Source organism: Arthrobacter sp. CMU6 (assembly GCF_059090205.1).
Window position 1 is genome coordinate 143,314 of the sequence record NZ_JBNHFL010000002.1, and the last position, 24,211, is coordinate 167,524.

The window sequence follows — 24,211 nt, forward strand, 5'->3', positions numbered from 1 at the left end:
AGGGCGTCAGGAACTGCGGCAGCCAGCAGAACGCCGCCATGCGGCGCTCCTGCTGTCAGTGCTGCATTCCCCATGCCTTCCATGCACACAGTCTGCCAAGGGGGACTGACAATAAAGGGCCGATCCGGCACCAGATGCGGCGTAATCCAAGAAGTTTTTTTGGATCCAACCGACACTGTGGGCGCTGGCACCCGCTGACCCAGCCACTTTTCTGATCCGGCCCCGTCCTGAAACCGGCCGCAGCGGACAAACGACGACGACGGCCACTTCCCGCAGGAGGTGGCCGTCGTTTGGCACGGAAGAGAGCCTACGCCGCGAGCACCTTGTTCAATGCCGTCCGGATCCGTTTCTCGGACACCGAATAGGCCGTTCCGAGTTCGACGGCGAAGAGGCTCACCCTCAGTTCCTCGATCATCCAGCGCACCTGCGTCAGCTCGGCACCTGCCCGGCGGCCGGGCAGCAAAGCCGACACGGCGTCGTCGTAATCATCTTCCAGCCGCTGGACCGCCGCCATGTTGAGCGCATCGCGCTGCACGTTGCCGGGGAGCTTCTCCAGGCGTTTTTCGATGGCGGCGAGGTACCGGGGGAGCTGGCTCAGCTGGGCGTAGCCCGTCCGGGCCACAAAGCCGGGGAAAACCAGCTGTTCAAGCTGGCTGCGGACATCGTTGAGTGCGGTGATGAGCGCCAGGCTCGTGGTGCCCCTGAGCTGCTTCTCGATCCGGCGGGTGCTGGCGAGGATCCGCTCCACGACGGCCGTCACACTGAAGACGGTGTCGATCAGCTCCGCCCGGACATCCTCGTACAGGGCATCGAACGCGGCCTGGTCCCACGGAAGCTCGGCTGGCGTCAGCTTGTCCACCGCCGCGAGGACGCAGTCGGCGATCAGGGCCGAGACGGACCCGTGCGGGTTCTGGCTGAACGTCAGCTTCTCCGTGTTGTTCAGGTGTTCGAGGACATAGCGGTCCGGCGCGGGCACGCGCAGTGCGAGGAGCCGGATGACGCCGCCCCGCATGGCCTCCTGCTGCTCCGATGCTGTTTGGAAGACCCGCAGGCCGACGGATTTTCCTTCATCCACCAGAGCGGGATAACCGGTGACGGTGTGGCCCTTGACGGTGACGCTGGCTTGGCGCTGAAGGGTGCCGAACCGCCACTCGGTCAGGCCGGACTGTTCGGTGAACCCGGCCTGTGCCTGCGGTCGGCCGTCCTGAGGGGCGGCCTGCTGCTGGCTCTTCTTCGGAGACCGCGGGCCGGCGGTGGCGGGGGTGGCGCCCAGCGATTCCGCGATGGCCCGCCGGGTGGCCGGCGCGAGCCGCTCCTGCAGGGCTTCCAGGTCTTTGCCTTCGTCCAGGACCTTGCCCCGGCTGTCCACCACCTTGAAGCTCACCCGCAGGTGCGGCGGAACTGCTTCCCAGTTCCAGGACCCGGGCGGGATGATCTGGCCCTTCAGCCGGCGCAGAACAAGCTCCAGCGAGCTCTCCAGCTCGTCCTCGGCCGGTTCGAAATCCGCTTCCAGCGCAGCCACGGCCTGCCGGGCGACGTCCGGCGCCGGAACGAAGCTCTTGCGGACCTGCTTCGGCAGCGACTTGATCAGCGCGGTGACGAGTTCCACGCGCTGGCCGGGGATTAGCCAGCGGAAGGGTGCGTCTTCGAGCTGGTTCAGGAAGAGGACCGGGACCTCGGCCGTGACACCGTCGGACGGGTTGGGCGTCGAACCAGGTGCCACGGGATGGAATTCATAGCTCAGTGGCAGTTCGAAGCCCTTATGCAGCCACGTCTTCGGGTAGGCGGACTCGTCCAGCGCGTCGGCATCCTCGCTCAGGAGCAGGGCCTCATCAAAGTCCAGAAGCGCCGGATCCTGCTGCCGGGCGTCCTTCCACCACTTGTCGAAGTGCCGTTCCGAGACGACGTCCTTGCCGACGCGTGCGTCGTAGAACTCGAAGAGCGTCTCGTCGTCCACCAGCAGGTCCCGACGGCGCATCCGCGCCTCGAGTTCTTCCACTTCCTGCAACAGGGCCCGGTTGCGGTGGAAGAACTTGTGGTGCGTCTTCCATTCGCCCTGGACCAGCGCATGCCTGATGAACAGCTCGCGCGCCAGGACGGGATCCACCTTGCCGAAGTTGATCCGGCGCTGGGCGATGATGGGAACGCCGTAGAGGGTGACCTTTTCATAGGCCATCACGGCGCCCATCTTGGTGGACCAGTGGGGTTCGCTGTAGCTGCGCTTGATCAGGTGCGGCGCCACCTGTTCGGCCCACGACGGCTCGAACTTGGAGGCGACCCGCGCCCACAGCCGGCTGGTCTCCACGAGTTCCGCTGCCATGACAAACGTGGGCGACTTTTTGAACAGCGCCGAGCCGGGGAAGATGGCAAATCGTGTTCCCCTGGCGCCCGCATATTCCCGTTTGCGTTCGTCGAGGATGCCGATGTGGCTCAGGAGGCCGGAGAGGAGGCTGATGTGGATGCCTTCATGGTTGCCCACGGCGTCGGCCTGGCGCTTGTTGTCCAGGCTGATGCCCAGCGGCCGGGCCAGCTGGCGCAGCTGTGTAAACAGGTCCTGCCACTCGCGGACGCGCAGGTAATTGATGAACTCGTTGCGGCACAGCCGGCGGAACTGGGTGGAGGACAGCTCCTGCTGTTTCTCGTGGATGTAGTTCCAAAGGTTCAGGTAGCCGGTGAAGTCGGAATTCTCGTCGCGGAAGCGGGCGTGCTTCTCAGCCGCCAGCTGTTGTTTGTCTGTCGGACGCTCGCGGGGGTCCTGGATGGTGAGGGCCGCCGCAAGGATCATGACTTCGCGGACACAGCCGCGCTTGCCGGCCTCCACAATCATGCGGCCGAGCCGCGGGTCCACGGGAAGCTGGGCAAGTTTCTGCCCGACGGCGGTCAGGCCGCCGCCGCCGTTGCGGCCGGCATTTCGGCCGCCTTCAGCGGTGAACGCCTGAGGAGAGCCAGTGGCTGCCTGCGGCGCACTCAGGGCGCCGAGCTCCCGAAGGAGGGTCACGCCGTCGTTAATGGCCCGCGAGTCCGGCGGCTCCACGAACGGGAAGTTTTCGATGTCCTTGGGCCCCCGGGCGACCCCCATGGCGGTCATCTGAAGGATGACCGCGGCCAGGTTGGTGCGCAGGATTTCCGGATCGGTGTAGAGCGGCCGGGACTCGAAGTCGTCCTCCGAATACAGCCGGATGGCGATGCCGTCCGACACGCGGCCACAGCGGCCGGAACGCTGGTTGGCAGAGGCCTGGGACACCCGCTCGATGGGCAGCCGCTGCACCTTGGTGCGGTGAGAATAGCGCGAGATGCGGGCGGTGCCGGTGTCGATGACGTACTTGATGCCCGGCACGGTGAGGGAGGTCTCGGCCACGTTGGTGGCCAGCACGATCCGCCGCTTGCCGCCCGGATTGAACACCCGGTGCTGTTCCTGCAGGCTCAGCCGCGCGAACAATGGCAGGACCTCTGTGCCGGCCAGCCGCCGGTTGGACTGGATCCTGGCCTGGAGGGCGTCCGCGGCGTCGCGGATTTCCCGCTCGCCGGAGAAGAATATGAGGATGTCGCCCGGCGCCTCCAGGGCGAGTTCGTCGACGGCGTCGCACACCGCGTCAAGAGGGTCGCGGTCTTCCTCGAGTTCATCGTCGGAGGAGTTGTCCTCGTCATCGCCAGTGGACGGGCCGCCGGCCGGCTGGGAGAGGGGCCGGTACCGGATCTCCACCGGGAAGGTCCGTCCGGACACCTCAACAATGGGTGCCGGTTCCTCGTCCGAGCCGAAGTGCTTCGCAAAGCGTTCGGGGTCGATGGTGGCGGACGTGATGATCACCTTCAGGTCCGGGCGCTGCGGCAGGATCCGCTTGAGGTAGCCGAGGATGAAGTCGATGTTCAGGCTGCGTTCGTGGGCCTCATCGATGATGATCGCGTTGTATTTGCGAAGCAGCTTGTCGCGCTGGATTTCGGCCAGCAGGATGCCGTCGGTCATCAGCTTGACCTTGGTGGACTTGCTCACCTCGCCGGTGAAACGGACCTGGAAACCCACTTCCTGCCCGATGTCGACGCCGAGCTCGGAGGCGATCCGCTCGGCCACCGTCCGGGCCGCGAGGCGCCGCGGCTGGGTGTGGCCGATGAGTCCGTTCTCCCCCAGGCCAAGTTCCAGGCACATCTTCGGAATCTGGGTGGTCTTTCCGGAACCGGTCTCGCCGGCAATGATGGTCACCTGGTTGGCGGCAATCGCGGCCATCAGGTCCTCGCGGCGCTCGGAGACCGGCAGCTCGGCGGGGTAGGAGATGTGAAAAGTCATGGCTCCCACAAGTCTACTGCGGCGTAAAAGGACCCGGCGTTCGCCGGGTCCTTGGTGTGTGTGCTGGATGGTTGGTGGGGTGGACGGTTTGGGTTGGTGGACGGTTCGTGTGGGCGGGCGGGTTGCCGGGGCCATGCGCCGCTAGAAGATGCGCATGGTGTAGTTGCTGCTGGGCAGGTCCAGTGCGGACCAGTCCCGGGCCGAGTGCTCGGGAGGGGTGTGGCCGCGGCCATCCCGGAGAATGGCGCTGACCGTGGCGGCAGCTGCAACGAGGACCAGAACAAGGAAGGCGATTCCGAAGATTTCCATGTCTCCATGGTTCTCCCGCGGCGCTTCAGAAAGAAGTGGCAGAAATGCCTAAAAAGTACAAATTTCTGCCATACTGGATACATGCTCAAAACAGTGGCAGTCATCGTGGTTCCCGACTTCTCGATCTTTGAGTTCGGTACCGCATTTGAGGTGTTTGGCATCGACCGTTCGGACCGGGGAACAGGCGTGCCGCAGTTCGACTTTCGCGTGTGCGCGCCGGTGCCTGGCGTGGTTCCGCTGAAGTCCGGTCTCACCATGAACGTCGGCCTCGGCCTGGAGGCCGCCGCCGATGCCGACCTGGTGATCATGGCGCCCTACGGCCGGGATGAGGATGTTCCGGAATCCGTCCTCGATGCCCTCCGGGCGGCGCACAACCGCGGCGCCTGGGTGATGTCGATCTGCTCCGGCGCGTTTGCGCTGGCGCGGGCCGGGCTCCTGGATGGACGCCGGTGCACCACGCACTGGCACTACTCGGGAGAGCTGGCCGCCCAGTACCCCAAGGTTCTGGTGGATGAAAACGTCCTTTATGTCGAGGACAGCAGGATCATCACCAGCGCCGGAACGGCCGCGGGCATTGACGCCTGCCTGCACCTGGTGAGGGTCGAATTCGGGGCTGCCGTGGCGGCCGCCATCGCCAGGGACATGGTGGTCCCGCCGCACCGCGACGGCGGCCAGGCCCAGTTCATCGACCGGCCCATGCCCGAGTGCGGGTCCCAGCCCATGGAGGAACTCCTCCGGTGGATGGTGGAGAACCTGGATGAGGAACATCCGGTGCAGGAGCTCGCCGCCCGCGTGCACATGTCACCGCGCACCTTTGCCCGTCGGTTCCGTGCTGAAACAGGAGCCACCCCGGCTGCCTGGCTCAATTCCCAGCGCGTCCTGCGCGCCCAGGAGCTTCTGGAGTCCACGGAGCTGAATATCGACGAGGTGGCGCGGCAGTCGGGGTTCGGCCATCCCGTGTTACTCCGGCATCACTTCGCCAAGGTGCTGGACACGAGCCCGCAGTCCTACCGCCGGGCCTTCCGCGGCCAGATGGCCCCGGCAGGCTAGCTAGCGCCGGAAGCCGGACCCGCCGCGGCCGGAGCGCGATTCTTCAGCGGCGGCACGGGTCGACTCCACAAGTACACGCCAGGGACCGGTGACTGCCGTTTCCGGCAGCGTGGCGCGGTGCTGGCCGGCGCGGATGGAGTACATGAAACGGTCCGGCTGCCCGTCCGGCGCCTGCCGGGGGTCGTCGACGGCGTCCCATGGGCACGCTTCGACGAGGGGCTGCCAGCGGCTCTTGTCGCTGCTCGTGACGGCCAGCACCGTCCAGACGCGGGTCAGTGCGGCTATCCCGCCGCTGCGCTCGACTGTGATTTTCATGGCGAGTTTCCCGGGTTTCCGCGGCTGCCGGGAAGCGAAATGCCACAGTCCCGGCGTCGGTTAGAGCTTTACCTTCACAGTCTCCCATGCCCCGCGCACGGCGTCATGCTCTGCGGACTCCTCACCGAACAGTTCCTTCGCCGTTGCCGCAGTGGCTTTGGCGAAGGCTGTGAAGGTGGCGGTCGGGCTCAGCGAGCCACCCGTCAGGGTCTCGTACCAGATCTGGCCCGGAGCCTCCCAGGCGTTGCCGCCCAGAGTCTGGGCGACGAGGCAGAACGCCCGGTTCGGAATGCCGGAGTTGATATGGACTCCGCCGTTGTCCGACCGGGTGCGGACATAGGAATCCATGGAGTCCGGCTGCGGGTCCTTGCCCAGGACGTCGTCGTCGTAAGCCGTTCCCGGTGCCTTCATGGAGCGCAGGGCGGAGCCTTCCACCTGAGGCGTGAACAGGCCCTCGCCGATCAGCCAGGAGGCTTCGGCGGTGGTCTGCTTCCGGTGGTACTGCTCCACTAGGGCGCCAAACACGTCGGAGACGGACTCGTTGATGGCCCCTGCCTGGTTGCGGTAGGCGAGTCCGGCCGAAAACTGCGTCACGCCGTGGGCCAGCTCGTGGCCGATCACGCTAAGTGACTTTGTGAACCGCTCGAAGACCTCGCCGTCGCCGTCGCCAAACACCATCTGCTGGCCGTCCCAAAACGCGTTGTCATACATCCTGCCGAAGTGGACGGTGGCCTTCAGCGGCATTCCCAGCCCGTCAACCGAGTTCCGCCCGAAGGCGTCCGCGTAAAGGCTGTGCGTGTGGCCCAGCCCGTCATACGCCTCATCGACGGCGGGATCGCCGGTGGCCGCGTCTCCCTCTTTCCGGACAACCTGCCCGGGCAGCGACTCTCCGAACTGCGCGTCGAAGACGGACCTGTTGACCGGAGAGGGCTGCAGTTGCCTGACGCCGGCAGGAGCCGACGGCGCCGACGTCCGTGCGGCGTGCACGGCGCCAACGTGGAGCAGGGCTTCCTTGGCGGCACGGGCAACTGCCGAGAACCGGGGTGATCCCTGGGCGGCCAGGCGGCGGAGAATGTACGGCGGAACGATTGAACAGAACATGCAACTCACCCTACGAACGGCCTCTGACATTCCGTGTCAGGCGCATTGGAGATGCAGGAAACCCCCGTCCGCTTGGGTAAGCGGACGGGGGTTGCTTCTGTGCCCTCGATAGGATTCGAACCTACGGCCTTCTGCTCCGGAGGCAGACGCTCTATCCCCTGAGCTACGAGGGCATCCAGGGATCCCGCCGTTCCCGGCCGGACGTCCTAGAGCTTAGCAGGAAGGTGGGCCTGAACGGAAAACGAAACCCGCTTTCCTGCTCTACTTCAGTATCCCGCGAACGAATCCACGTGGATACGGCGTGCACCCGCATGCCGGGCGGCGCGCCGCAATGACCCGACGCTGGCCGGCGAACCCGAGATGAAAACCCTGCGCTGGCCGATATCCGGCACCAGCCGTTTCAGCGCGTGGCCGTCGAGCCGAGCCCCGGGGGCAAGCAGCCCGCCGGCGTCCTCGATGAAGTCCGGCGGCGCCGAGGCGTCGGCGAGCCGGGCGACAATGCGGGCACCGGAATCCTGCAGTTCCGCCGCATAGGCGAGCTCCGATGCATTCCGGGCGAGGTAGAGCAGCACAGTGTCGCGCTCGCGGGCCACACCACCGGACAGCTGCGCCAAATACGGCGTAATGCCAATGCCGGCGGCAATGAGCAGCACAGGATCCGAACCTTTCGGCAGGACGAAATCGCCCGCCACCGTCGTGGCCGTCAGCTCTTCACCCGGCTTGAGGGACAGCAGCTTGCGCTTGGCGGCAGAGACGGGGTCTGCGGTACCGACGCCGATTTTCACATGCTTGGCGTCGGGCGGGCTGGTCAGGCTGAAGACGCGGCGCCTGCCCCGTCCGTCCGGCTTGGCGTGCGGAAGATCCAGTTCCAGGTACTGGCCGGGCGTGTGGCGGAGCGGGCGCCGCGGGCGGAAGACGAATTCGGTCGTCGTCGGCGTAAGGCTGCGGGAGTGGCTAAACAGCAGCCGGACGCTTCCGCGCTGGCCTGCCACGAACGCCAGCAGGTTGCCCGCCAGCAGTGCCAGCTCGGGGGAGTTCGCCACGAAGCCGAAGTTGTAGGGCGTGGCCAGGAGGATTCCGACGACGGCGGCCATCGCCAGCTGCTGCCAGCGCCTCGGCGGCAGGGTGAGCGGCTCGGTGAGCATGAAACCGGCAAAAAACAGCACGGGTCCCTGGGCCAGGGTTTGCCACACAGCGCTTCCGAGGTCGACCCCCGAGGGCATTTGCACCGCGGCCACAACCGCGGTGGCCACCAGGATGAAGACGGCTGCCATGAGGGTTTTCCGGGTGCGGTAGAGGACCAGCAGCACGCCCGGGACCAGGAGCCACAGCATGGCAGGCGTGCCCGCCCACCACGTGGCGATGTTGAGGCCTGTCAGCCCGGTGATGAAGGCCCCCGCCGCCGCGGGGTTGAACACGTGGCGTCCGCGCCACGCCAGGGCGTATTTGGACGCTGACGCCAGGACACAGGCCAGGGACACCCCGGCCAAATCCATCGGTGCAAACTCTGGACGGAGCTGGGTAGGCCAGAACAGGAAATACAGGAGCAGCCCCGTAATTAGCGAGGATTCCGCGTGCGGCTGTACGCGGAACAGCGCGGCCAGCCCACGGTTGGAAACGTACGTCAGCCCAAGGCAGAGGGCCAGGTGGGCGAGCATGTTTGGAATACCGAACGTCAGCCAGCCGAGGGCGTCCAGGAGGAGGCTGTAAGCGGCCAGCACGGCCAGCACCAACAGCACCAGCCTGTACATCGTGAACCGGCCCAGGTACGCATCCAGTGCGGTGCCCGGTGAAGCCTGCTGCCGGGACGTGGTTGAACTCATGTGAACAGCACTCCTTCGAATTCCGCGGAGTACTCCGCGCTGCCGTTGGAAAATACCTTGAGCCAGGAAAAACGGAAGTGCCGTTCGAGCTCCTCGGCGGGAACCAGGAACAGGGCGGTGGCGAGGGCGTCCGCCTCCATGGCGGTGTCCGCCCGGGCCCACGTGGCCACGACCGTCCTGACCGGCGCCCCGGTGGTGCCGTCCAGGACATGATGAAGCCCGTCTCCCCATGCCCGCCGGTTTGACGCCGAAGCGCAGAGAGCGCCGGATCCCAGCGGCACCGTTCCTATCGCCTTGCTGGGATCATACGGATGTTCCAGCGCCACCTGGACCGGCGCCTGGCCGCCGTTCAGGAGGTCCCCGCTGGCGTCGATGAAGAAGTCCGCCACCCCGTGGCTCCTTAGCTGTTGGGCCAAAAGGTCCACGAGCTGGCCTTTGCCGGCCGCGCCGATGTCCAGCATCACCGGGGCAGCGGTGCGCAGTGACGTTCCGTGCCATTCCAGGACGGCGTCCCAGGCCGGGGGCGGTGCCGCCTCGCCGCGGGGCTGCAGTGAATAGTGCGCGTCGTAGCCGAGCCGCTCAAGGCTTTCACCGATGAGGGGAGTCACGGCTCCGCCGCTGAGCGTGTAGAGCTGCCGGTACAGTGCGCCCAGGCCGGCGGCTTCGGGCGGCAGTTGGTACTGCCCGGGCGCCACGGACATCCGGGTCACCAGGGAGTCAGCGCGGAACCTGGACCACGTGGAGTCATAGCGCTCCACTTCGGCCAGCACGGAGCTGCGGAGCCCCGGGGGCAGCGGGGCAGGGGTGGAGACTTCCCAGCTGGTCCCGATGCCGTCAAACCGGAACTCCTGCCAACCCGTGTGCGGCATGGCAGCGGCCTACAGGGCCTGCGCCTTGATCGCTTCGACGGCCTGGTTGAAGCCGCCGCTGGTCAGGGAGGAACCCGCCACTTTGGAGACGTTGATCTCATCCAGGCTCTTGCCCACCACCTGCTCGGCAATGCCGCCGGCGAACTGGCCCTGGAACTTGCGGGTGTTCGGGTTGGACGGGTGCTCGGTGATCTCCACCGCGGACACCGTGCCGTTGGCCAGTGTCAGCTGGACGCCCACGGTCTCGGTGCCGTTGGGGGACTTGTAGTTGCCGTCCGCGCTGTAGGTCCCGTCCTTGTAGCCGGCTGCGGAACCCGTCGCGGCAGCCGATGCCGATGGCGATGCCGCCGCCGCGGGCTCGGTCTCCTGCGCGGCAGGCTGCTGGGCGGAAGGCGCGCAGCCTGCCACCGTTCCGGCGAGGGACAGGCCGGCCATTCCGGCAATAACAGTTTTACGGATTGAAGGCTTCACGGGGTCTCTTTTCGTGGTGCGGGCACGCCAGGGACAGCATTTGTTCAGTGTTGATGTTTCAACAATTGTGTAGCTGAGTAAAGGCTAAGGGCATTTCCTGTGAATTTCCCTACTATTTGCTGTGACGTCGAGGGAGTGCGCCAAGCCCCCGGATTCCGCGCGGCGACGGGCTCCCCGGTAGGCTAGGAGTGTGACTCCCGAAGAACTCTCCCTCGCAATATCCGCCTGCCTGAAAGACGCCGTTGCCGCCGGCGACATTGCCCTTGCCGAGGCGGCTATACCGGACTCCGTCCTGGTGGAGCGTCCGAAGAACCGGGAGCACGGCGACTGGGCGACCAATATCGCCTTGCAGCTGGCCAAGAAAGCCGGGACCAACCCGCGAGAATTCGCCACGCAGCTCAGCGCCCGGCTCAAGGACATCAACGGTGTGGACGGCGTGGAAATCGCCGGTCCCGGCTTCCTGAACATCACGGTTGACGCTGCGGCCGCCGGTGCCCTGGCCAAGGCCATCGTCGAAGCAGGCCGGGAGTACGGCACGAACACCGCGCTCGCCGGCCACACCGTGAACATGGAGTTTGTGTCCGCCAACCCCACCGGACCGCTGCACATTGGCCACACGCGCTGGGCAGCCCTGGGGGACTCGATCGCCAGGGTACTCCGCGCCTCGGGTGCCGACGTCACCGCCGAGTACTACATCAACGACGCCGGCTCCCAGATGAACGTGTTTGCCAACTCGGTGCTGTCGCGCCTGCACGGCCGTGACGTGCCTGAGGGCGGCTACCCGGGCGAGTACATCCGCGATCTCGGCCATGAGGTCCTGACCCGCCACCCGGACATCCGCGAACTGACGGATGCCGCGGCGCTGCCCGTGATCCGGGCCGCCGCCTACGAGGCCCAGCTCCAGGACATCAAGGATACACTGGCGGACTTTGGGGTCTCCTTCGACGTGTTCTTCTCCGAGCAGGAACTTCACGACGCCGGTGCGATCGAAAGTGCCGTTGCCCGCCTTCGCGAGCAGGGCCACGTTTTCGACGACGGCGGTGCCGTCTGGCTGCGCACCACCGATTTCGGTGATGACAAGGACCGCGTAATGATCCGTGCGAACGGCGAGCCGACCTACTTCGCCGCCGACGCCGCGTACTACCTGTCCAAGAAGGACCGCGGCTACACCGAAAAGATCTACCTCCTCGGCGCGGACCACCACGGCTACATCAACCGGCTCAAGGCCATCGCCGCCGCAGCCGGGGACGATCCCGAGGTCAACATCGAGGTCCTGATCGGCCAGCTGGTCTCCGTTAACGGCGCCAAGCTCTCCAAGCGTGCCGGCAACATCATCGAGCTCAAGGACCTGATCTCCTGGCTGGGCACGGACGCGGTGCGCTACTCGCTGGCACGCTTCCCGGCCGACTCGCCGCTCACGCTGGATCCCGAGCTGCTCAAGAAGCACTCCAACGAGAACCCCGTGTTCTATGTGCAGTACGCCCACGCCCGGTCCCGGGGCGCTGCGCGGAACGCAGTGGCAGCAGGTGTGGACCGGAGCGCCTTCGAGGCCTCCCTTCTGGATCACGCCACGGAAAACGAACTGCTGTCCTACCTGGGCAGCTACCCTTCCATCGTGGCCAAGGCGGCCGAACTCCGGGAGCCGCACCGCGTGGCCCGGCACCTGGAACTCATTGCCGGCGCCTACCACCGCTGGTACGACGCCTGCCGCATTGCGCCCATGGGCGACGAAGCCGTCACGGACACCAACCGCACCAGGCTGTGGCTCAATGACGCCACCAGCCAGGTGCTCGCCAATGGACTCGAATTGCTGGGCGTTTCGGCGCCGGAACGGATGTGATGAGGTTGCCGCACACCATGAACAACAGCTCGGCCTCCCCGCTGGCTCCGGAGTGGCTTGCCGTCCCCGCGGACCTCAACGCCCTGCACACCCCGGCATGGGCAGCCGGCGTGGAGCGGGACGCCGGCGGTGAGCTTGCCGTTGACGGCATCCCGGTCAGCGTCCTCAAGGAGCAGTTCGGCACGCCCCTTTTCGTCATGAGCGAATCGGACTTCCGCGCCCGCGCCCGTGCCTTCAAGGTTGCGTTCGACGACGCCTTCGCCGACATCTGCGGGGGAGTGGACGTCTACTACGCCGGCAAGTCCTTCCTGTGCACTGCCGTCGCGACCTGGGTCGCCGAAGAGGGGCTGCGGCTGGACACGTGCTCCGGCGGTGAACTTGCCGTCGCCGCCCGCGCCGGCATCGACGGTGCCAACCTGTCCTTGCACGGCAACAACAAGTCCGACGCCGAGATCAACCGGGCGCTGGACATGAACCTCGGACGCATCGTGGTCGACAGCCTGGACGAGCTGGAGCGCGTGGCCAAGATCGCCTCCGGCCGCGGGGAGACCGCCAAGGTCATGCTGCGGCTGACTCCTGGCGTGCACGCCCACACGCACGAGTTCATCGCCACCGCCCACGAGGACCAGAAATTCGGCCTCTCCATGGCGGAGGATTCCACTGATGAGGCGGGCCTGTCCGCTGCCGAGGAAGCTGTGGCCGCGGCAACGTCCTACGGAAGCGTGGAGCTGCTGGGCCTGCACTGCCACATTGGTTCGCAGATCTTTGAGCCGGACGGTTTTGCGCTGGCCGCCGAAAAGCTCCTGACGTTCCTGGCCGCGGTGCAGGCCAAGTACTCCATCACGCTGCCCGAGCTTGACCTCGGCGGCGGCTACGGCATCGCCTACACGCCGGTGGATACGCCCCGCCCGGCAGCTGACATCGCACAGGCGATGGCCGCCGTCGTGCGTTCCAAGTGCACTGAACTGGGCATTACCGCACCCCGGATTTCCATCGAACCCGGCCGTGCCATCGTGGGCAGCAGCACCTTCACGCTGTACGAGGTGGGCACCCTGAAAACCGTCCGGGTGGACGCACCGGCCGCCGGCTCCGGCGAATCCGCCGACAAAAACGTTACGCACCCGCGCCGCTATGTGTCAGTGGACGGCGGCATGAGCGACAACGCCCGTCCGGTGCTGTACGACGCGGATTATTCGGCCATTCTCGCGTCGCGGGCCTCCGCAGCGGCCCCGCAACTGTCCCGCGTAGTGGGCAAACATTGCGAGAGCGGCGACATAGTTGTTAGAGATGTATATCTGCCCGAGGACGTGGCAGCCGGTGATCTGCTCGCTGTACCGGGAACCGGCGCCTACTGCTGGGCCCTGTCAAGCAACTACAACTATCTGGCCCGGCCGGGCGTTGTCGCTGTGCGCGACGGATCTCCCCGGCTCATTGTCCGCGGGGAAACCGAAGAAGATCTGCTGAACCGCGACATGGGAGCCTGAATGACCGAATTGCGAACCCTGAAAGTGGCCCTGTTGGGCTGTGGCAACGTCGGGGCCCAGGTGGCGCGGATTCTGATCAACGACGCCGACACCCTGGCGCCGCGCACCGGCGCCCACCTGGAACTGGCCGGCATCGCCGTGCGGAACCTCGACGCCGAGCGCGAAGTGGGCCTGCCGCGCGAGCTGTTCACCACCGACGGTGAAACGCTGGTCAAGGACGCCGACCTCGTGATCGAGCTGATGGGCGGCATCGAGCCCGCCCGTTCGCTGATCCTGTCCGCGATCCAGAACGGGGCCAGCGTGGTCACGGGCAACAAGGCCCTGCTTGCCGCCGACGGTCCGGCGCTCTACGAAGAGGCGGACAAGGCCGGCGTCGAGCTGTCCTACGAAGCCGCCGTGGCCGGCGCCATCCCCATCCTGCGTCCAATCCGCGACAGCCTCTCCGGTGACCGCATCACCCGTGTGCTGGGCATCGTCAACGGCACCACCAACTTCATCCTGGACCAGATGGACTCCACCGGCGCGCAGTTCGCGGACGCACTTGCCGAGGCCCAGCGGCTCGGCTACGCCGAAGCTGACCCGACGGCCGACGTCGAGGGCCACGACGCCGCCGCCAAAGCCGCGATCCTGGCGTCCCTGTCCTTCCACACGCGCTTCGACCTGGAGAACGTCTACTGCGAGGGAATCACCCGCGTCAGCGCCGCCGACATCGCCGCCGCGAAGGAAGCGGGCTTTGTCATCAAGCTGCTGGCCATCGCCGAGAAGATCACCGCCACCGGCACGGAAACAGACGGGAGCGAGGGAGTTTCCGTGCGTGTCCACCCGACGCTCCTGCCGCGCGAACACCCGCTGGCCGCCGTCCGCGGTGCGTTCAACGCTGTCTTCGTCGAGGCGGAGAACGCCGGTGAGCTGATGTTCTACGGCCAGGGCGCCGGCGGAACCCCGACGGCGTCTGCCGTGCTGGGCGACCTCGTCTCGGCCGCCCGCCGCATTGTCCTGGGCGGTCCCGGACGCATCGAATCCACCACCGGCCACGTCCCGGCGCTGCCCATCGACGCCGCGACCACCAGTTACTACATCGGCCTGGACGTTGCGGACCAGCCCGGCGTGCTGGCCAAGATTGCCCAGCTCTTCGCGGAGCATGGCGTCTCCATCGAAATCATGCGCCAGACCATCCACCGCGATGCCGACTCCAAGGTGGAATCGGCCGAGCTGCGGATCGTCACCCACCGCGCAAGCGAAGCTGCACTGGCAGCGACCGTCGAAGCCGTGAAGGGCCTTGACGTGATCAATTCCGTTACATCCGTTCTGCGGGTAGAAGGAGCTTAAGTGGCTCACCAATGGCGCGGTGTCATCCGCGAATACGCTGACCGTCTGCCCGTAACGGCGGCCACCAGGGTCATCACCCTTGGCGAGGGCGGTACGCCCCTGGTCCACGCCCAGAAGCTGTCCGAGCTGACGGGTTCGGACGTCTACCTCAAGGTCGAGGGCATGAACCCGACCGGCTCCTTCAAGGACCGCGGCATGACCATGGCCATGACCGCGGCCGTGGAGGCCGGAGCCAAGGCCGTTGTGTGCGCCTCTACCGGTAACACGTCGGCCTCCGCTGCCGCGTACGCCACCGCCGCCGGCCTGACGTGTGCCGTGCTGGTGCCTGAAGGCAAGATCTCCATGGGCAAGCTGAGCCAGGCAATCGCCCACGGCGCCACGCTCCTGCAGGTGGACGGCAACTTCGACAACTGTCTGGACATCGCCCGCAAGCTGGGCGAGTCCTACCCGGTCTTCCTGGTCAACTCCGTGAACCCGGCCCGCATCCAGGGCCAGAAGACCGGCGCCTTCGAGATCGTTGACGCCCTGGGCGATGCCCCGGACATCCACGTGCTCCCGGTTGGCAACGCCGGAAACATCACGGCCTACTGGAAGGGCTACCAGGAGTACTCCGCTCCGTACGAGTCCGAAACGGCCGGAACGCTTGCGCCCGTCGCCACCAAGACCCCCGCCATGTGGGGCTTCCAGGCTGCCGGGGCCGCTCCGTTCGTGGCAGGGCACCCCATCACGGAACCCGACACCATCGCCACCGCCATCCGGATCGGCAACCCCGCTTCCTGGGACGGTGCCATCGCCGCCCGTGACGAGTCCGGCGGATTCATCGATTCCGTTACTGACGAGGAAATCCTGGCCGCCCACCGCTGGCTGTCCTCCCGCGAAGGCGTCTTCGTGGAGCCCGGCTCCGCCGCCGGCGTGGCAGGCCTGCTCAAGAAGCACGCCGCCGGCGAGGTGCCGTCCGGCAAGACCATCGCCATCACCGTCACCGGCCACGGCCTCAAGGACCCGCAGTGGGCCCTCAGGACCGACGACGGCAGCGATGTGCAGCCCGTCAAGGTGCCGAACGACGTCGTGACCGTCGCCGCAGAACTGGGACTGGAAGACAAATAACAGTGGAAACCATGCTGCCGCAGACCGCCCAGCTGCCCGCCATCCAGGCCGGGCAGCAGGTGACGGTCCGGGTTCCGGCCACCAGCGCCAACCTTGGTCCCGGCTATGACAGCCTCGGGCTGGCACTCACGCTGCACGACACACTGACTGTAGAGAGCCTGGACAGCGACGAGCTGGTCTTCGAGCTCAGCGGCGAGGGTGCGGATTCCCTGCCGCGGGACGCCAGCCACCTGGTGGTCCGTGCGATGAATGCCGCCTTCGGACGGCTGGGTTACCGCCATACCGGGCTGAAGATCACGGCAGAAAATGTCGCTCCGCACGGCCGTGGCCTGGGTTCGTCGGCGTCCGCGGTCGTGGCGGCCGTGACGGCTGCCAACGCGCTGCTGCCGGCGGGGAAGCAGCAGGACCGGAACTGGATCCTGCAGCTGACCAGCGAGATGGAAGGCCACCCGGACAACGTCGCTCCCGCAATCTATGGCGGACTGGCGCTGTCGTGGCAGGACAGTGACCAGTACAGCAGCACGTGCGCCACGGTAGACGCGAACGTCATCCCAATCGTGGCAGTCCCGGACTACGAACTCTCCACCGAGGCCGCGCGCGCCCTGCTGCCTGCCTCCATCGGCCACCACGCGGCTGCGATGAACTCCGGCCGGGCAGCACTTCTGATCCACGCGCTGACGCAGAAGCCTGAATTCCTGCTCGCCGGCACCGAGGACTTCCTGCACCAGAGCTACCGTGCGGAGGCCATGCGGCCCAGCGCCGGGCTGATCAAGGCCCTGCGCGGAGCCGGCCACGCTGCCGTTGTCTCCGGCGCAGGACCCACGGTTCTGGTCCTGGCCAACGGCGAGACAGAGGCCGATGCCGTTCTGGAATTCATTGCCGCGTTTGCGGAGGCAAACACGCCGGACATCAACTGGCGTGTGATGAAGCTGGCAGTCGACGTCGAAGGTGCTAAAGTGGGAGTGCACCGGCGGTAACACCGCATGCAGTCTCCGCAGTCACCACCGCATTCACTGAATCAGCACATCATTCATTGATGCAGCCCGACGGCGACTCTGCAGTCGAGAGGGCCCTGCAGCCAAGAGACCGTGCAGTCAACGACTCCGAGAATGGCCTTAACCGGTCATCGGGTCAGAATCTGCTTCGATCTGCTGCTGCTGCTTCGATCTCTTGTTGCGCAATATTTTCCGGTGCCACCTGCTTGGCCTGGCCAGGAACCTACAGAAGTGTTTCTGTTCCCTGAACCTCCAGTCCGCCGCCCCGCCAGCTATGCGGAGCGTTGAAGGTGTTCAGTATCCGGCCCTGCTGGCCGAACTCCAACCGGCAAGGCCGACATCCCGGCTGTAGATCTGAACTGCAGCCCAGATTCAATCATCGCGTCCAGCTCACAGTCTGGACGCCGTCGAGGGGGAAGGATCCTTCGTGACCGAAACCACTGAGCTGTCGCCAGCTGTGGACACACCATCTTCTGCTTCCGGATCGTTGACGGAAGCTCCCGCCAAGAGCAGCGGCCTTGCCGGCCTGAAGCTCGCCCAGCTGCAGGCTCTCGCCAGCCAGCTCGGTATCTCCGGCGGATCCCGCATGCGTAAGGGCGACCTGGTGACGGCCATTTCCGCCCACCGTGCAGGCACGTCCGCCACCGCCACCAAGGCACCGGCACGGAGCGCCGCCAAGGCTGTTGAAACCAGCCCTGCAGCCCCGGCAGCCGAAACCCCCGCAGCAGCCCCGGCCGCAGAGGCCGCCGAGGCTCCGGCGCAGGAAACCCGTGCACGTGGCCGCGGCCGCAGCCGCCGGGCAGTGAGCGACGGCATTGTTGCAGCAGCCGCAGCGGAAACCGCCGCCGAGGCACCGGCAGCTCAAGCACCGGCCGCTGAAGCACCGGCCGGTGCAGAGGCACCTGCCGCCGCACCGGCCGGCGAGGCCGCAGCTTCCGCCGAGGCAGAAGGCGCAGAGCGCCGCCAGCCGCGCACCCGCAACCGCCGCCGCGGTGAAGCAGCCGCAGGGGCTCCCGCCGAGGCAGCCGCTGCTCCCGCCGAAGCTGCGCCCGAGGACCGCGGCGTTGAAACGCGCGGTGCTGAGGCACGCTCCACCGAAACCCGTGGCACTGAAACCCGTGGCACCGAAGCACGCGGTGCTGAGGCCCGCGAGCAGGCACCCGAAGGCGAAGCCGGACAGCGTGAACGCCGGGATGCCCGTGGCCGCGGTGGCCGTGATGCCGGCGAAGCTGGCGGCCGCGAGAACCGCCGCGACGACAACCGCCGTGACGACAACCGCGACGCCGACGACGACGGCGGCAGCCGCCGGAACCGGCGGAACCGCCGCGACCGGAACGACCGCAACGAGCGTTCGGACAGCCGCGACGGCAGCCGCAACGAACGGTTCCGCGACCGCAACGACCGCCGCCGGGGACGCAGCCAAGGCCCCGACGTCGACGACGTCGAGGTTACCGACGACGACGTTCTGCTGCCGGTGGCCGGCATCCTGGATGTCCTCGAAAACTACGCGTTCATCCGTACGTCCGGTTACCTCCCGGGCCCGAACGATGTGTATGTCTCCCTGGCCCAGGTCAAGAAGTACAACCTGCGCAAGGGCGACGCCGTTGTCGGTGCCATCCGCGCTCCGCGCGACGGCGAAGACCGCGGCCAGCAGTCCGTCCGCCAGAAGTTCAATGCGCTGGTCCGCGTCACCTCGGTGAACGGAAAGACCGCAGAGGACCTCAAGGACCGGGTGGAATTCGCCAAGCTCGTTCCGCTGTACCCGTCCGAGCGCCTGCGCCTCGAGACCGATCCCAAGAAGATCGGCCCCCGCGTCATCGACCTGGTCGCCCCGATCGGCAAGGGCCAGCGTGGCCTGATCGTCTCCCCGCCGAAGGCCGGCAAGACGCTCATCCTGCAGTCCATCGCCAACGCGATCACCACCAACAACCCTGAGGTCCACCTCATGATGGTGCTGGTTGACGAACGTCCCGAAGAAGTCACGGACATGCAGCGCACCGTCAAGGGCGAGGTCATTGCCTCCACCTTCGACCGTCCCGCCGACGACCACACCACCGTGGCCGAACTCTCCATCGAACGCGCCAAGCGCCTCGTGGAAATGGGCATGGACGTCGTGGTGCTTTTGGACTCCATGACCCGTCTGGGCCGTGCCTACAACCTGGCAGCGCCGGCCTCCGGCCGCATCCTGTCAGGTGGCGTGGACTCCGCTGCGCTGTACCCGCCCAAGCGGTTCTTCGGTGCTGCCCGCAACATCGAAAACGGCGGCTCGCTGACCATCCTGGCAACGGCCCTCGTGGAGACCGGTTCCAAGATGGACGAGGTCATTTTCGAAGAGTTCAAGGGCACCGGCAACATGGAGCTCCGCCTGTCCCGCCAGCTGGCTGACAAGCGTATCTTCCCCGCCGTGGACGTCAACGCCTCCGGCACGCGCCGCGAAGAAAACCTGCTCTCGGCCGAAGAGGTCAAGATCATGTGGAAGCTGCGCCGCGTCCTCTCCGGCCTGGAGACCCAGCAGAGCCTGGAACTCCTGACCAACAAGATCCGCGAAACCCAGAGCAACGTCGAGTTCCTCATGCAGGTCCAGAAGACGACGCTTGGTGCGAAGTCGGATAACGACAAGTAGCTGCGCTCACCGCTCAAAATATGCCGGCCTGGTGGCCGGCATATTTTGGGCGGTTCGTCGTTAAGTCCCGTGAAACTAGACTTGTAAGAGTCGAAAGAGGTTTTGAAAATGTTTGAGTCCGTACAGGGCCTGCTTGATGAGCATGATGCTATCCAGGCCCAGCTTGGGGATCCGGCTGTCTATGCCGACCAGAAGCTGGCGCGCAAGCTGGGGCGGCGGTCGGCGCAGCTCAACGGCATCGTTGAGGCCTACCACAAGTGGCACGGAATCCAGGATGACCTTGCTGCCGCCAAGGAAATGGCCGCCGAGGACCCCGAGTTCGCTGCTGAGGTGCCCGAACTCGAGGCTGCCCTCGAGGCCACTGCCGCGAAGCTTCGCCGGCTGCTCATTCCGCGGGACCCGGACGATGCCCGCAACGTGATCCTTGAGGTCAAAGGCGGCGAAGGCGGCGACGAGGCTGCCCTGTTCGCAGGCGACCTGCTGCGCATGTACACCCGTTACGCCGAGTCACGGGGCTGGAAGACCGAGATCATCTCCGCCACGGAATCCGACCTCGGCGGCTACAAGGACGTCCAGGTGGCCGTCAAGGGAAGCTCCAACGATCCCGCCGAAGGCGTCTACGCCCGGCTCAAGTTCGAGGGCGGCGTGCACCGTGTCCAGCGCGTGCCGGTGACCGAATCGCAGGGCCGCATCCACACGTCGGCCGCGGGCGTTCTTGTCCTGCCCGAGGTGGATGAGCCTGAAGAGCTCGAGATCAACCAGAACGACCTCAAAATCGACGTGTACCGGTCCTCGGGTCCCGGCGGCCAGTCCGTCAACACCACCGACTCCGCCGTCCGCATCACCCACCTTCCCACCGGAATCGTCGTGGCCATGCAGAACGAGAAGTCCCAGCTGCAGAACCGTGAAGCCGGCATGCGCGTCCTCCGTGCCCGCATCCTGGCGCACCAGCAGGAGCAGATCGACGCCGAGAACTCGGCTCAGCGGAAGTCCCAGATCCGCACCATGGACCGGTCCGAGCGGATCCGCACGTACAACTACCCGGAAAACCGGATCGCCGACCACCGCACGGGCTACAAGGCGTACAACCTTGACCAGGTCATGAACGGGGACCTCGAGCCGGTCATCCAGTCCGCCATCGAGATGGACGAGCAGGCGCGGCTGGACGCCATCGGCGACTAGAAGCCCCGGGATCACATGACGTCCGAGCAAACCCCGGCGGCGCCAGAGCACAGTCCACCTGCCCAGTCCCTGGCTGCCGCGGTCCGCGAGGCGACGGAACGCCTGACCGAGGCTGGCGTGCCCAGCCCGCGGGTGGACGCCGAGCTGCTGGCCGACCATTTACTGGGCGTAGGCCTGGGCCGGCTCCGGGCCATGCTGCTCGGTGATGCGCCGGCCCCGGCAGGCTACGCCGAACTCGTTTCCGAGCGCGCCAGCCGGGTTCCGCTCCAGCACATCACGGGAGTAGCGCACTTCCGCTACCTCCAGCTTGCGGTCGGGCCGGGCGTCTTCATTCCCCGCCCGGAAACCGAGTCCGTGGTGCAGTTGGTCATTGACCGGCTCCACGTACTGGAACGTGCCGGCGTGGCCCGCCCCAAAGTGGTGGACCTTGGCACCGGCTCCGGCGCCATTGCCGGATCAATTGCGCACGAGGTGCCCGAGGCCGAGGTGTTCGCTGTGGAGTTCAGCGAATTCGCGCACGCCTGGGCGGCGAAGAACCTCCGGCCGCTGGGGGTCACCCTGCTGCTGGGGGACCTGCGGAACGCGATGCAGGAACAGAACGGAACGTTCGACGTCGTGGTGTCCAACCCGCCGTACATCCCCGCCGAAGCCATCCCCAACGAGCCGGAAGTGGCGCTCCACGACCCTCCGGAAGCGCTCTACGGCGGCGGAGCGGACGGCATGGAACTGCCGACGGCGGCCGCCGCCTCGGCGGCACGGCTCCTGGTTCCCGGCGGCTACTTCGTGATGGAACACGCCGAAGTCCAGGCCGGCTGGATATCGACGATGCTGAAGCGGACGGGGCTCTGGACCGACGTCACCACGCATTTTGACCTTAACGGCAAGGAACGGGCCACCAGCGCCGTCCTTGCTTTCCCGCCTGCGGAGTAATGAAAGAATGAGGCAGTGACCACTACGTACAACTGCACGGCCGACGACGAGCGGACCGCTGGAATCGCCCACGCACGGCGGGCGATCCTTGAAAAGAAGTGCGTTGTCCTTCCCACGGACACCGTCTATGGAATCGCTGCCGATGCCTTTTCCCCGCAGGCAGTCACCATGCTGCTGGTCTCCAAGGGCCGCGGCCGGAACATGCCGCCGCCCGTCCTGATTCCGCGCCTGAATGCGCTCGACGGGCTGGCTACCGATGTGTACCCGGATGCCCGGGACCTGGCCGAGGCCTTCTGGCCCGGCGGGCTGACCCTGATCTTCCACGCGCAGCCGTCCCTCGACTGGGACCTGGGCGAGACCAAGGGCACCGTCGCCCTTCGCATCCCGGACGATGAGGTGGCGATCGACTTGCTGACGGTTACCGGACCCCTGGCCGTGTCCTCGGCAAACCGGACCGGCCAGGCTCCGGCACAGACCGCCTTTGAAGCACGGTCACAGCTCGCGGAGTCCGTGGAGGTCTACCTGGAGGGCGGCTTCCGGCCGGTCGAGGGAACCGACGCCCGGCCGTCCACCATCGTGGATGCCACGTCGTTGCCGCTGCGCGTGGTCCGTGAGGGGGCCATCAGCATCGAGCGGCTGCGTGAGGTGGTTCCCGGAGTCCTCGACATCAACGGCAACGGGCCGGATGACGCCGCGCCCGAGGCTGCTTCGAAGGCTCCTGAGCAGGCCGACGCAGGCGAAAAGCCCGCAAGCGCCGAATGACGCTGCAGAGGCAACCGATCCCGGTCCTGGGAGTGGACGCCACGCCCTTGGACGTTGACGGACTCACCGCAGTCCTCAACGGATTCATCGCTGACGGCACAACCAGAACCGTCGTCGGACACAACCTCCATAGCGTGACGCTTTTCCACTCCGAACCCGAGTTCAGGAAGTTTTACGAGAACAGTGACGTCGTTCTTCTCGACGGCGCGCCCGTTCTTTGGCTGTGGGGGAGGAACCGGGAAAAGACCGGCCGGGACACACGGCCCGTCATGGACTACCGGCTTGGTTCAACGGACTGGATTCCCGCGCTGGGCCGGCTGGACGGGCTCCATCGCATCGCTGTCCTCGGTGCTGGCGCGGCCGCCAACGCCAAGGCCGTGGCGAAGCTGCAGGGCATCGTGCCGGGGGCCACTGTCTCCGGAATGCCGGGGGAGGGCTGGGATCCGGATTTGGAAGAAAAGGCCGCCGCGTGGCTGGCCGAAGTCCAGCCCCAGCTGGTGCTGATCGGCCTTGGCATGCCGTTGCAGGAAGAGGTGCTGTGGCGCCGCCTGCCGTCGCTGCCGCCCGCCGTCTATTGCGCCGTCGGGGGCGCCATCGAACAGATCGCCGGCATCCAGAAGCTGGCGCCCCGCTGGCTTGGCCGGCTGGGCCTGGAATGGGCCTGGCGGCTGCTGCTGCATCCGCGCCGCGTGGCGTACCGGGTGTTTGGCGAGCCGTGGGTCCTGCTGGGGCTGCTGCTGCGGCGCTGGCTGCGCGGGCAGGGCTGACAGGCCGGCGATCCAGGCTGCGCGGCCGCCTACGCTAGAACTTCTGGTCCTTCAGCGGGCCAAATCCCTTGCCGCGGAGCCCCGTCGAGAACGCCCGGAACCAGTCGGCGAGCCCGCGGAGATCGCCCCGGCGGAGGAAGTAACCGAGGTAGCCGCCCACATCGGCCACCAGGGACTTCACGCGGAAATGGCGGCGGATCAGGTAGCCGCGGTTGCGGTAGTAGTAGTAGCGCTTGAAGGCGCCCTCCGGGACGATGACGTGCCAGCGGGCTCCAAACACGTGCTTGGTTTCGGAAAACGCGTGCGGATGCATGATCGCAGCCGTGGTGACGGTGCCGAAGCGGATGCCTGCCTTGCGCAGCCGGATGGTGAAGTCCACCTCGTCGCCGCGGATGAAGAGCCGCATGTCCGGCAAACCCACCTTGAAAAAGACATCGGAGCGGATGAGCGCGCCGTTGAAGAAGTGGCCGTCGTTCGGCAGGAACCCCACTTTCTCCAGCGCGGCCCGGTCATGCGAGACCTTGCCGTCCAGCCGGAAGAAGAAGGAAAGCTGGTCGGGATGGCCCGGAGCCACCACCAGGGGCACAACAGCCTCCAGGTCCCTTGCTTCGGCTTCCCGGATCAGCGTGGCCAGGCACTCGGCATCCGCCGGCTCGGCGTCGTCGTCCATCATCCAGACCCAGTCCGCGCCGCTGGCCACGGCCTTGAGCGCCGCGAGGGAGAAACCGCCGGCGCCGCCGAGGTTGGCTTCCGAACGGATGTAGTCCACATTTGCGTGCTGCGCGGCGACGTCCTTTGCCGGCACCGTGCCGCTGTCAACGAGGCAGATGGTGGATACGGGGGCCGTCTGCCCATTGATGGCTTTCAGCAGGACCGCGAGCTCATGGGGACGGTCAAACGTCACGGCGGCAACTGCGACCGACACTGGCATTGCGGGGATCCTTTCAGCACAGCCGTCGGCAAGTTTCCCGC

19 protein-coding genes and 1 tRNA gene are annotated in these 24,211 nt (G+C 66.5%); 11 read left to right on the forward strand and 9 right to left on the reverse strand.

What is annotated here, in order from left to right; translation table 11 throughout:
* Window positions 1-307: 307 nt before the first annotated feature.
* Both hrpA and AC5RWD_RS02050 read right to left on the reverse strand, forming a co-directional pair.
* Entirely contained in the window at window positions 308-4,282 is a 3,975-nt protein-coding gene (gene hrpA / locus AC5RWD_RS02045) for an ATP-dependent RNA helicase HrpA (protein WP_494018452.1), read from the reverse strand.
* Window positions 4,283-4,423: 141 nt separating this feature from the next.
* Window positions 4,424-4,591 carry a hypothetical protein gene (locus tag AC5RWD_RS02050; protein ID WP_494018453.1) on the reverse strand — a complete coding sequence of 56 codons (168 nt, stop codon included), beginning with the start codon at window positions 4,589-4,591 and terminating at the stop codon, window positions 4,424-4,426.
* An 81-nt stretch (window positions 4,592-4,672) separates the two neighbouring features.
* Here AC5RWD_RS02050 and AC5RWD_RS02055 point away from each other — a divergent pair, with 81 nt between their 5' ends.
* Complete coding sequence (locus AC5RWD_RS02055; protein WP_494018454.1) at window positions 4,673-5,641, forward strand: GlxA family transcriptional regulator; 969 nt, start codon at window positions 4,673-4,675, stop codon at window positions 5,639-5,641.
* On the opposite strand, the gene AC5RWD_RS02060 is transcribed toward AC5RWD_RS02055, so the two are convergent.
* The 6 genes from AC5RWD_RS02060 to AC5RWD_RS02085 form a co-directional block, all read right to left on the reverse strand.
* Window positions 5,642-5,956: a protealysin inhibitor emfourin gene (locus AC5RWD_RS02060; protein ID WP_494018455.1), complete on the reverse strand. Its 315-nt coding sequence runs from the start codon at window positions 5,954-5,956 to the stop codon at window positions 5,642-5,644.
* A 60-nt stretch (window positions 5,957-6,016) separates the two neighbouring features.
* Window positions 6,017-7,057 carry a M4 family metallopeptidase gene (locus AC5RWD_RS02065; protein ID WP_494018456.1) on the reverse strand — a complete coding sequence of 347 codons (1,041 nt, stop codon included), beginning with the start codon at window positions 7,055-7,057 and terminating at the stop codon, window positions 6,017-6,019.
* A gap of 100 nt (window positions 7,058-7,157) precedes the next feature.
* Window positions 7,158-7,230 (reverse strand) — tRNA-Arg (locus AC5RWD_RS02070).
* Between the two features lie 93 nt (window positions 7,231-7,323).
* Complete coding sequence (locus tag AC5RWD_RS02075) at window positions 7,324-8,880, reverse strand: ferredoxin--NADP reductase (RefSeq protein ID WP_494018457.1); 1,557 nt, start codon at window positions 8,878-8,880, stop codon at window positions 7,324-7,326.
* A complete protein-coding gene (locus tag AC5RWD_RS02080) occupies window positions 8,877-9,749 on the reverse strand; it encodes an FAD:protein FMN transferase (RefSeq protein WP_494018458.1) in 873 nt (290 codons plus the stop codon). Before AC5RWD_RS02080 ends, AC5RWD_RS02075 begins: the two co-directional genes overlap by 4 nt.
* Window positions 9,750-9,758: 9 nt before the next feature.
* Entirely contained in the window at window positions 9,759-10,220 is a 462-nt protein-coding gene (locus AC5RWD_RS02085; RefSeq protein ID WP_494018459.1) for an FMN-binding protein, read from the reverse strand.
* Window positions 10,221-10,410: 190 nt separating this feature from the next.
* Here AC5RWD_RS02085 and argS point away from each other — a divergent pair, with 190 nt between their 5' ends.
* The 10 genes from argS to AC5RWD_RS02135 all read left to right on the forward strand — a co-directional run bounded on the left by argS (window position 10,411) and on the right by AC5RWD_RS02135 (window position 23,239).
* Window positions 10,411-12,060 (forward strand): arginine--tRNA ligase, encoded by a 1,650-nt coding sequence (argS, locus tag AC5RWD_RS02090; protein WP_494018460.1) that lies wholly within the window; start codon window positions 10,411-10,413, stop codon window positions 12,058-12,060.
* A 17-nt stretch (window positions 12,061-12,077) separates the two neighbouring features.
* Entirely contained in the window at window positions 12,078-13,544 is a 1,467-nt protein-coding gene (lysA, locus tag AC5RWD_RS02095) for a diaminopimelate decarboxylase (protein ID WP_494018461.1), read from the forward strand.
* A complete protein-coding gene (locus AC5RWD_RS02100) occupies window positions 13,545-14,873 on the forward strand; it encodes a homoserine dehydrogenase (RefSeq protein ID WP_494018462.1) in 1,329 nt (442 codons plus the stop codon).
* A complete protein-coding gene (thrC, locus tag AC5RWD_RS02105; RefSeq protein ID WP_494018463.1) occupies window positions 14,874-15,980 on the forward strand; it encodes a threonine synthase in 1,107 nt (368 codons plus the stop codon).
* An 11-nt stretch (window positions 15,981-15,991) separates the two neighbouring features.
* Complete coding sequence (gene thrB, locus AC5RWD_RS02110; protein WP_494018464.1) at window positions 15,992-16,957, forward strand: homoserine kinase; 966 nt, start codon at window positions 15,992-15,994, stop codon at window positions 16,955-16,957.
* A 445-nt stretch (window positions 16,958-17,402) separates the two neighbouring features.
* Entirely contained in the window at window positions 17,403-19,598 is a 2,196-nt protein-coding gene (gene rho / locus AC5RWD_RS02115) for a transcription termination factor Rho (RefSeq protein ID WP_494018465.1), read from the forward strand.
* Between the two features lie 108 nt (window positions 19,599-19,706).
* Window positions 19,707-20,780 (forward strand): peptide chain release factor 1, encoded by a 1,074-nt coding sequence (prfA, locus tag AC5RWD_RS02120; protein WP_494018466.1) that lies wholly within the window; start codon window positions 19,707-19,709, stop codon window positions 20,778-20,780.
* 15 nt (window positions 20,781-20,795) lie between these two features.
* On the forward strand, window positions 20,796-21,710 hold the full coding sequence (prmC, locus tag AC5RWD_RS02125; protein ID WP_494018467.1) for a peptide chain release factor N(5)-glutamine methyltransferase: 915 nt from the start codon (window positions 20,796-20,798) through the stop codon (window positions 21,708-21,710).
* Between the two features lie 15 nt (window positions 21,711-21,725).
* A complete protein-coding gene (locus AC5RWD_RS02130; RefSeq protein ID WP_494018468.1) occupies window positions 21,726-22,472 on the forward strand; it encodes an L-threonylcarbamoyladenylate synthase in 747 nt (248 codons plus the stop codon).
* Window positions 22,469-23,239 (forward strand): WecB/TagA/CpsF family glycosyltransferase, encoded by a 771-nt coding sequence (locus AC5RWD_RS02135; RefSeq protein ID WP_494018469.1) that lies wholly within the window; start codon window positions 22,469-22,471, stop codon window positions 23,237-23,239. The genes AC5RWD_RS02130 and AC5RWD_RS02135 overlap by 4 nt, the downstream gene beginning before the upstream one ends.
* A gap of 34 nt (window positions 23,240-23,273) precedes the next feature.
* Here the strand turns inward: AC5RWD_RS02135 and AC5RWD_RS02140 are convergent, their stop codons facing one another.
* Window positions 23,274-24,170: a glycosyltransferase gene (locus AC5RWD_RS02140; protein ID WP_494018470.1), complete on the reverse strand. Its 897-nt coding sequence runs from the start codon at window positions 24,168-24,170 to the stop codon at window positions 23,274-23,276.
* Window positions 24,171-24,211: the final 41 nt, after the last annotated feature.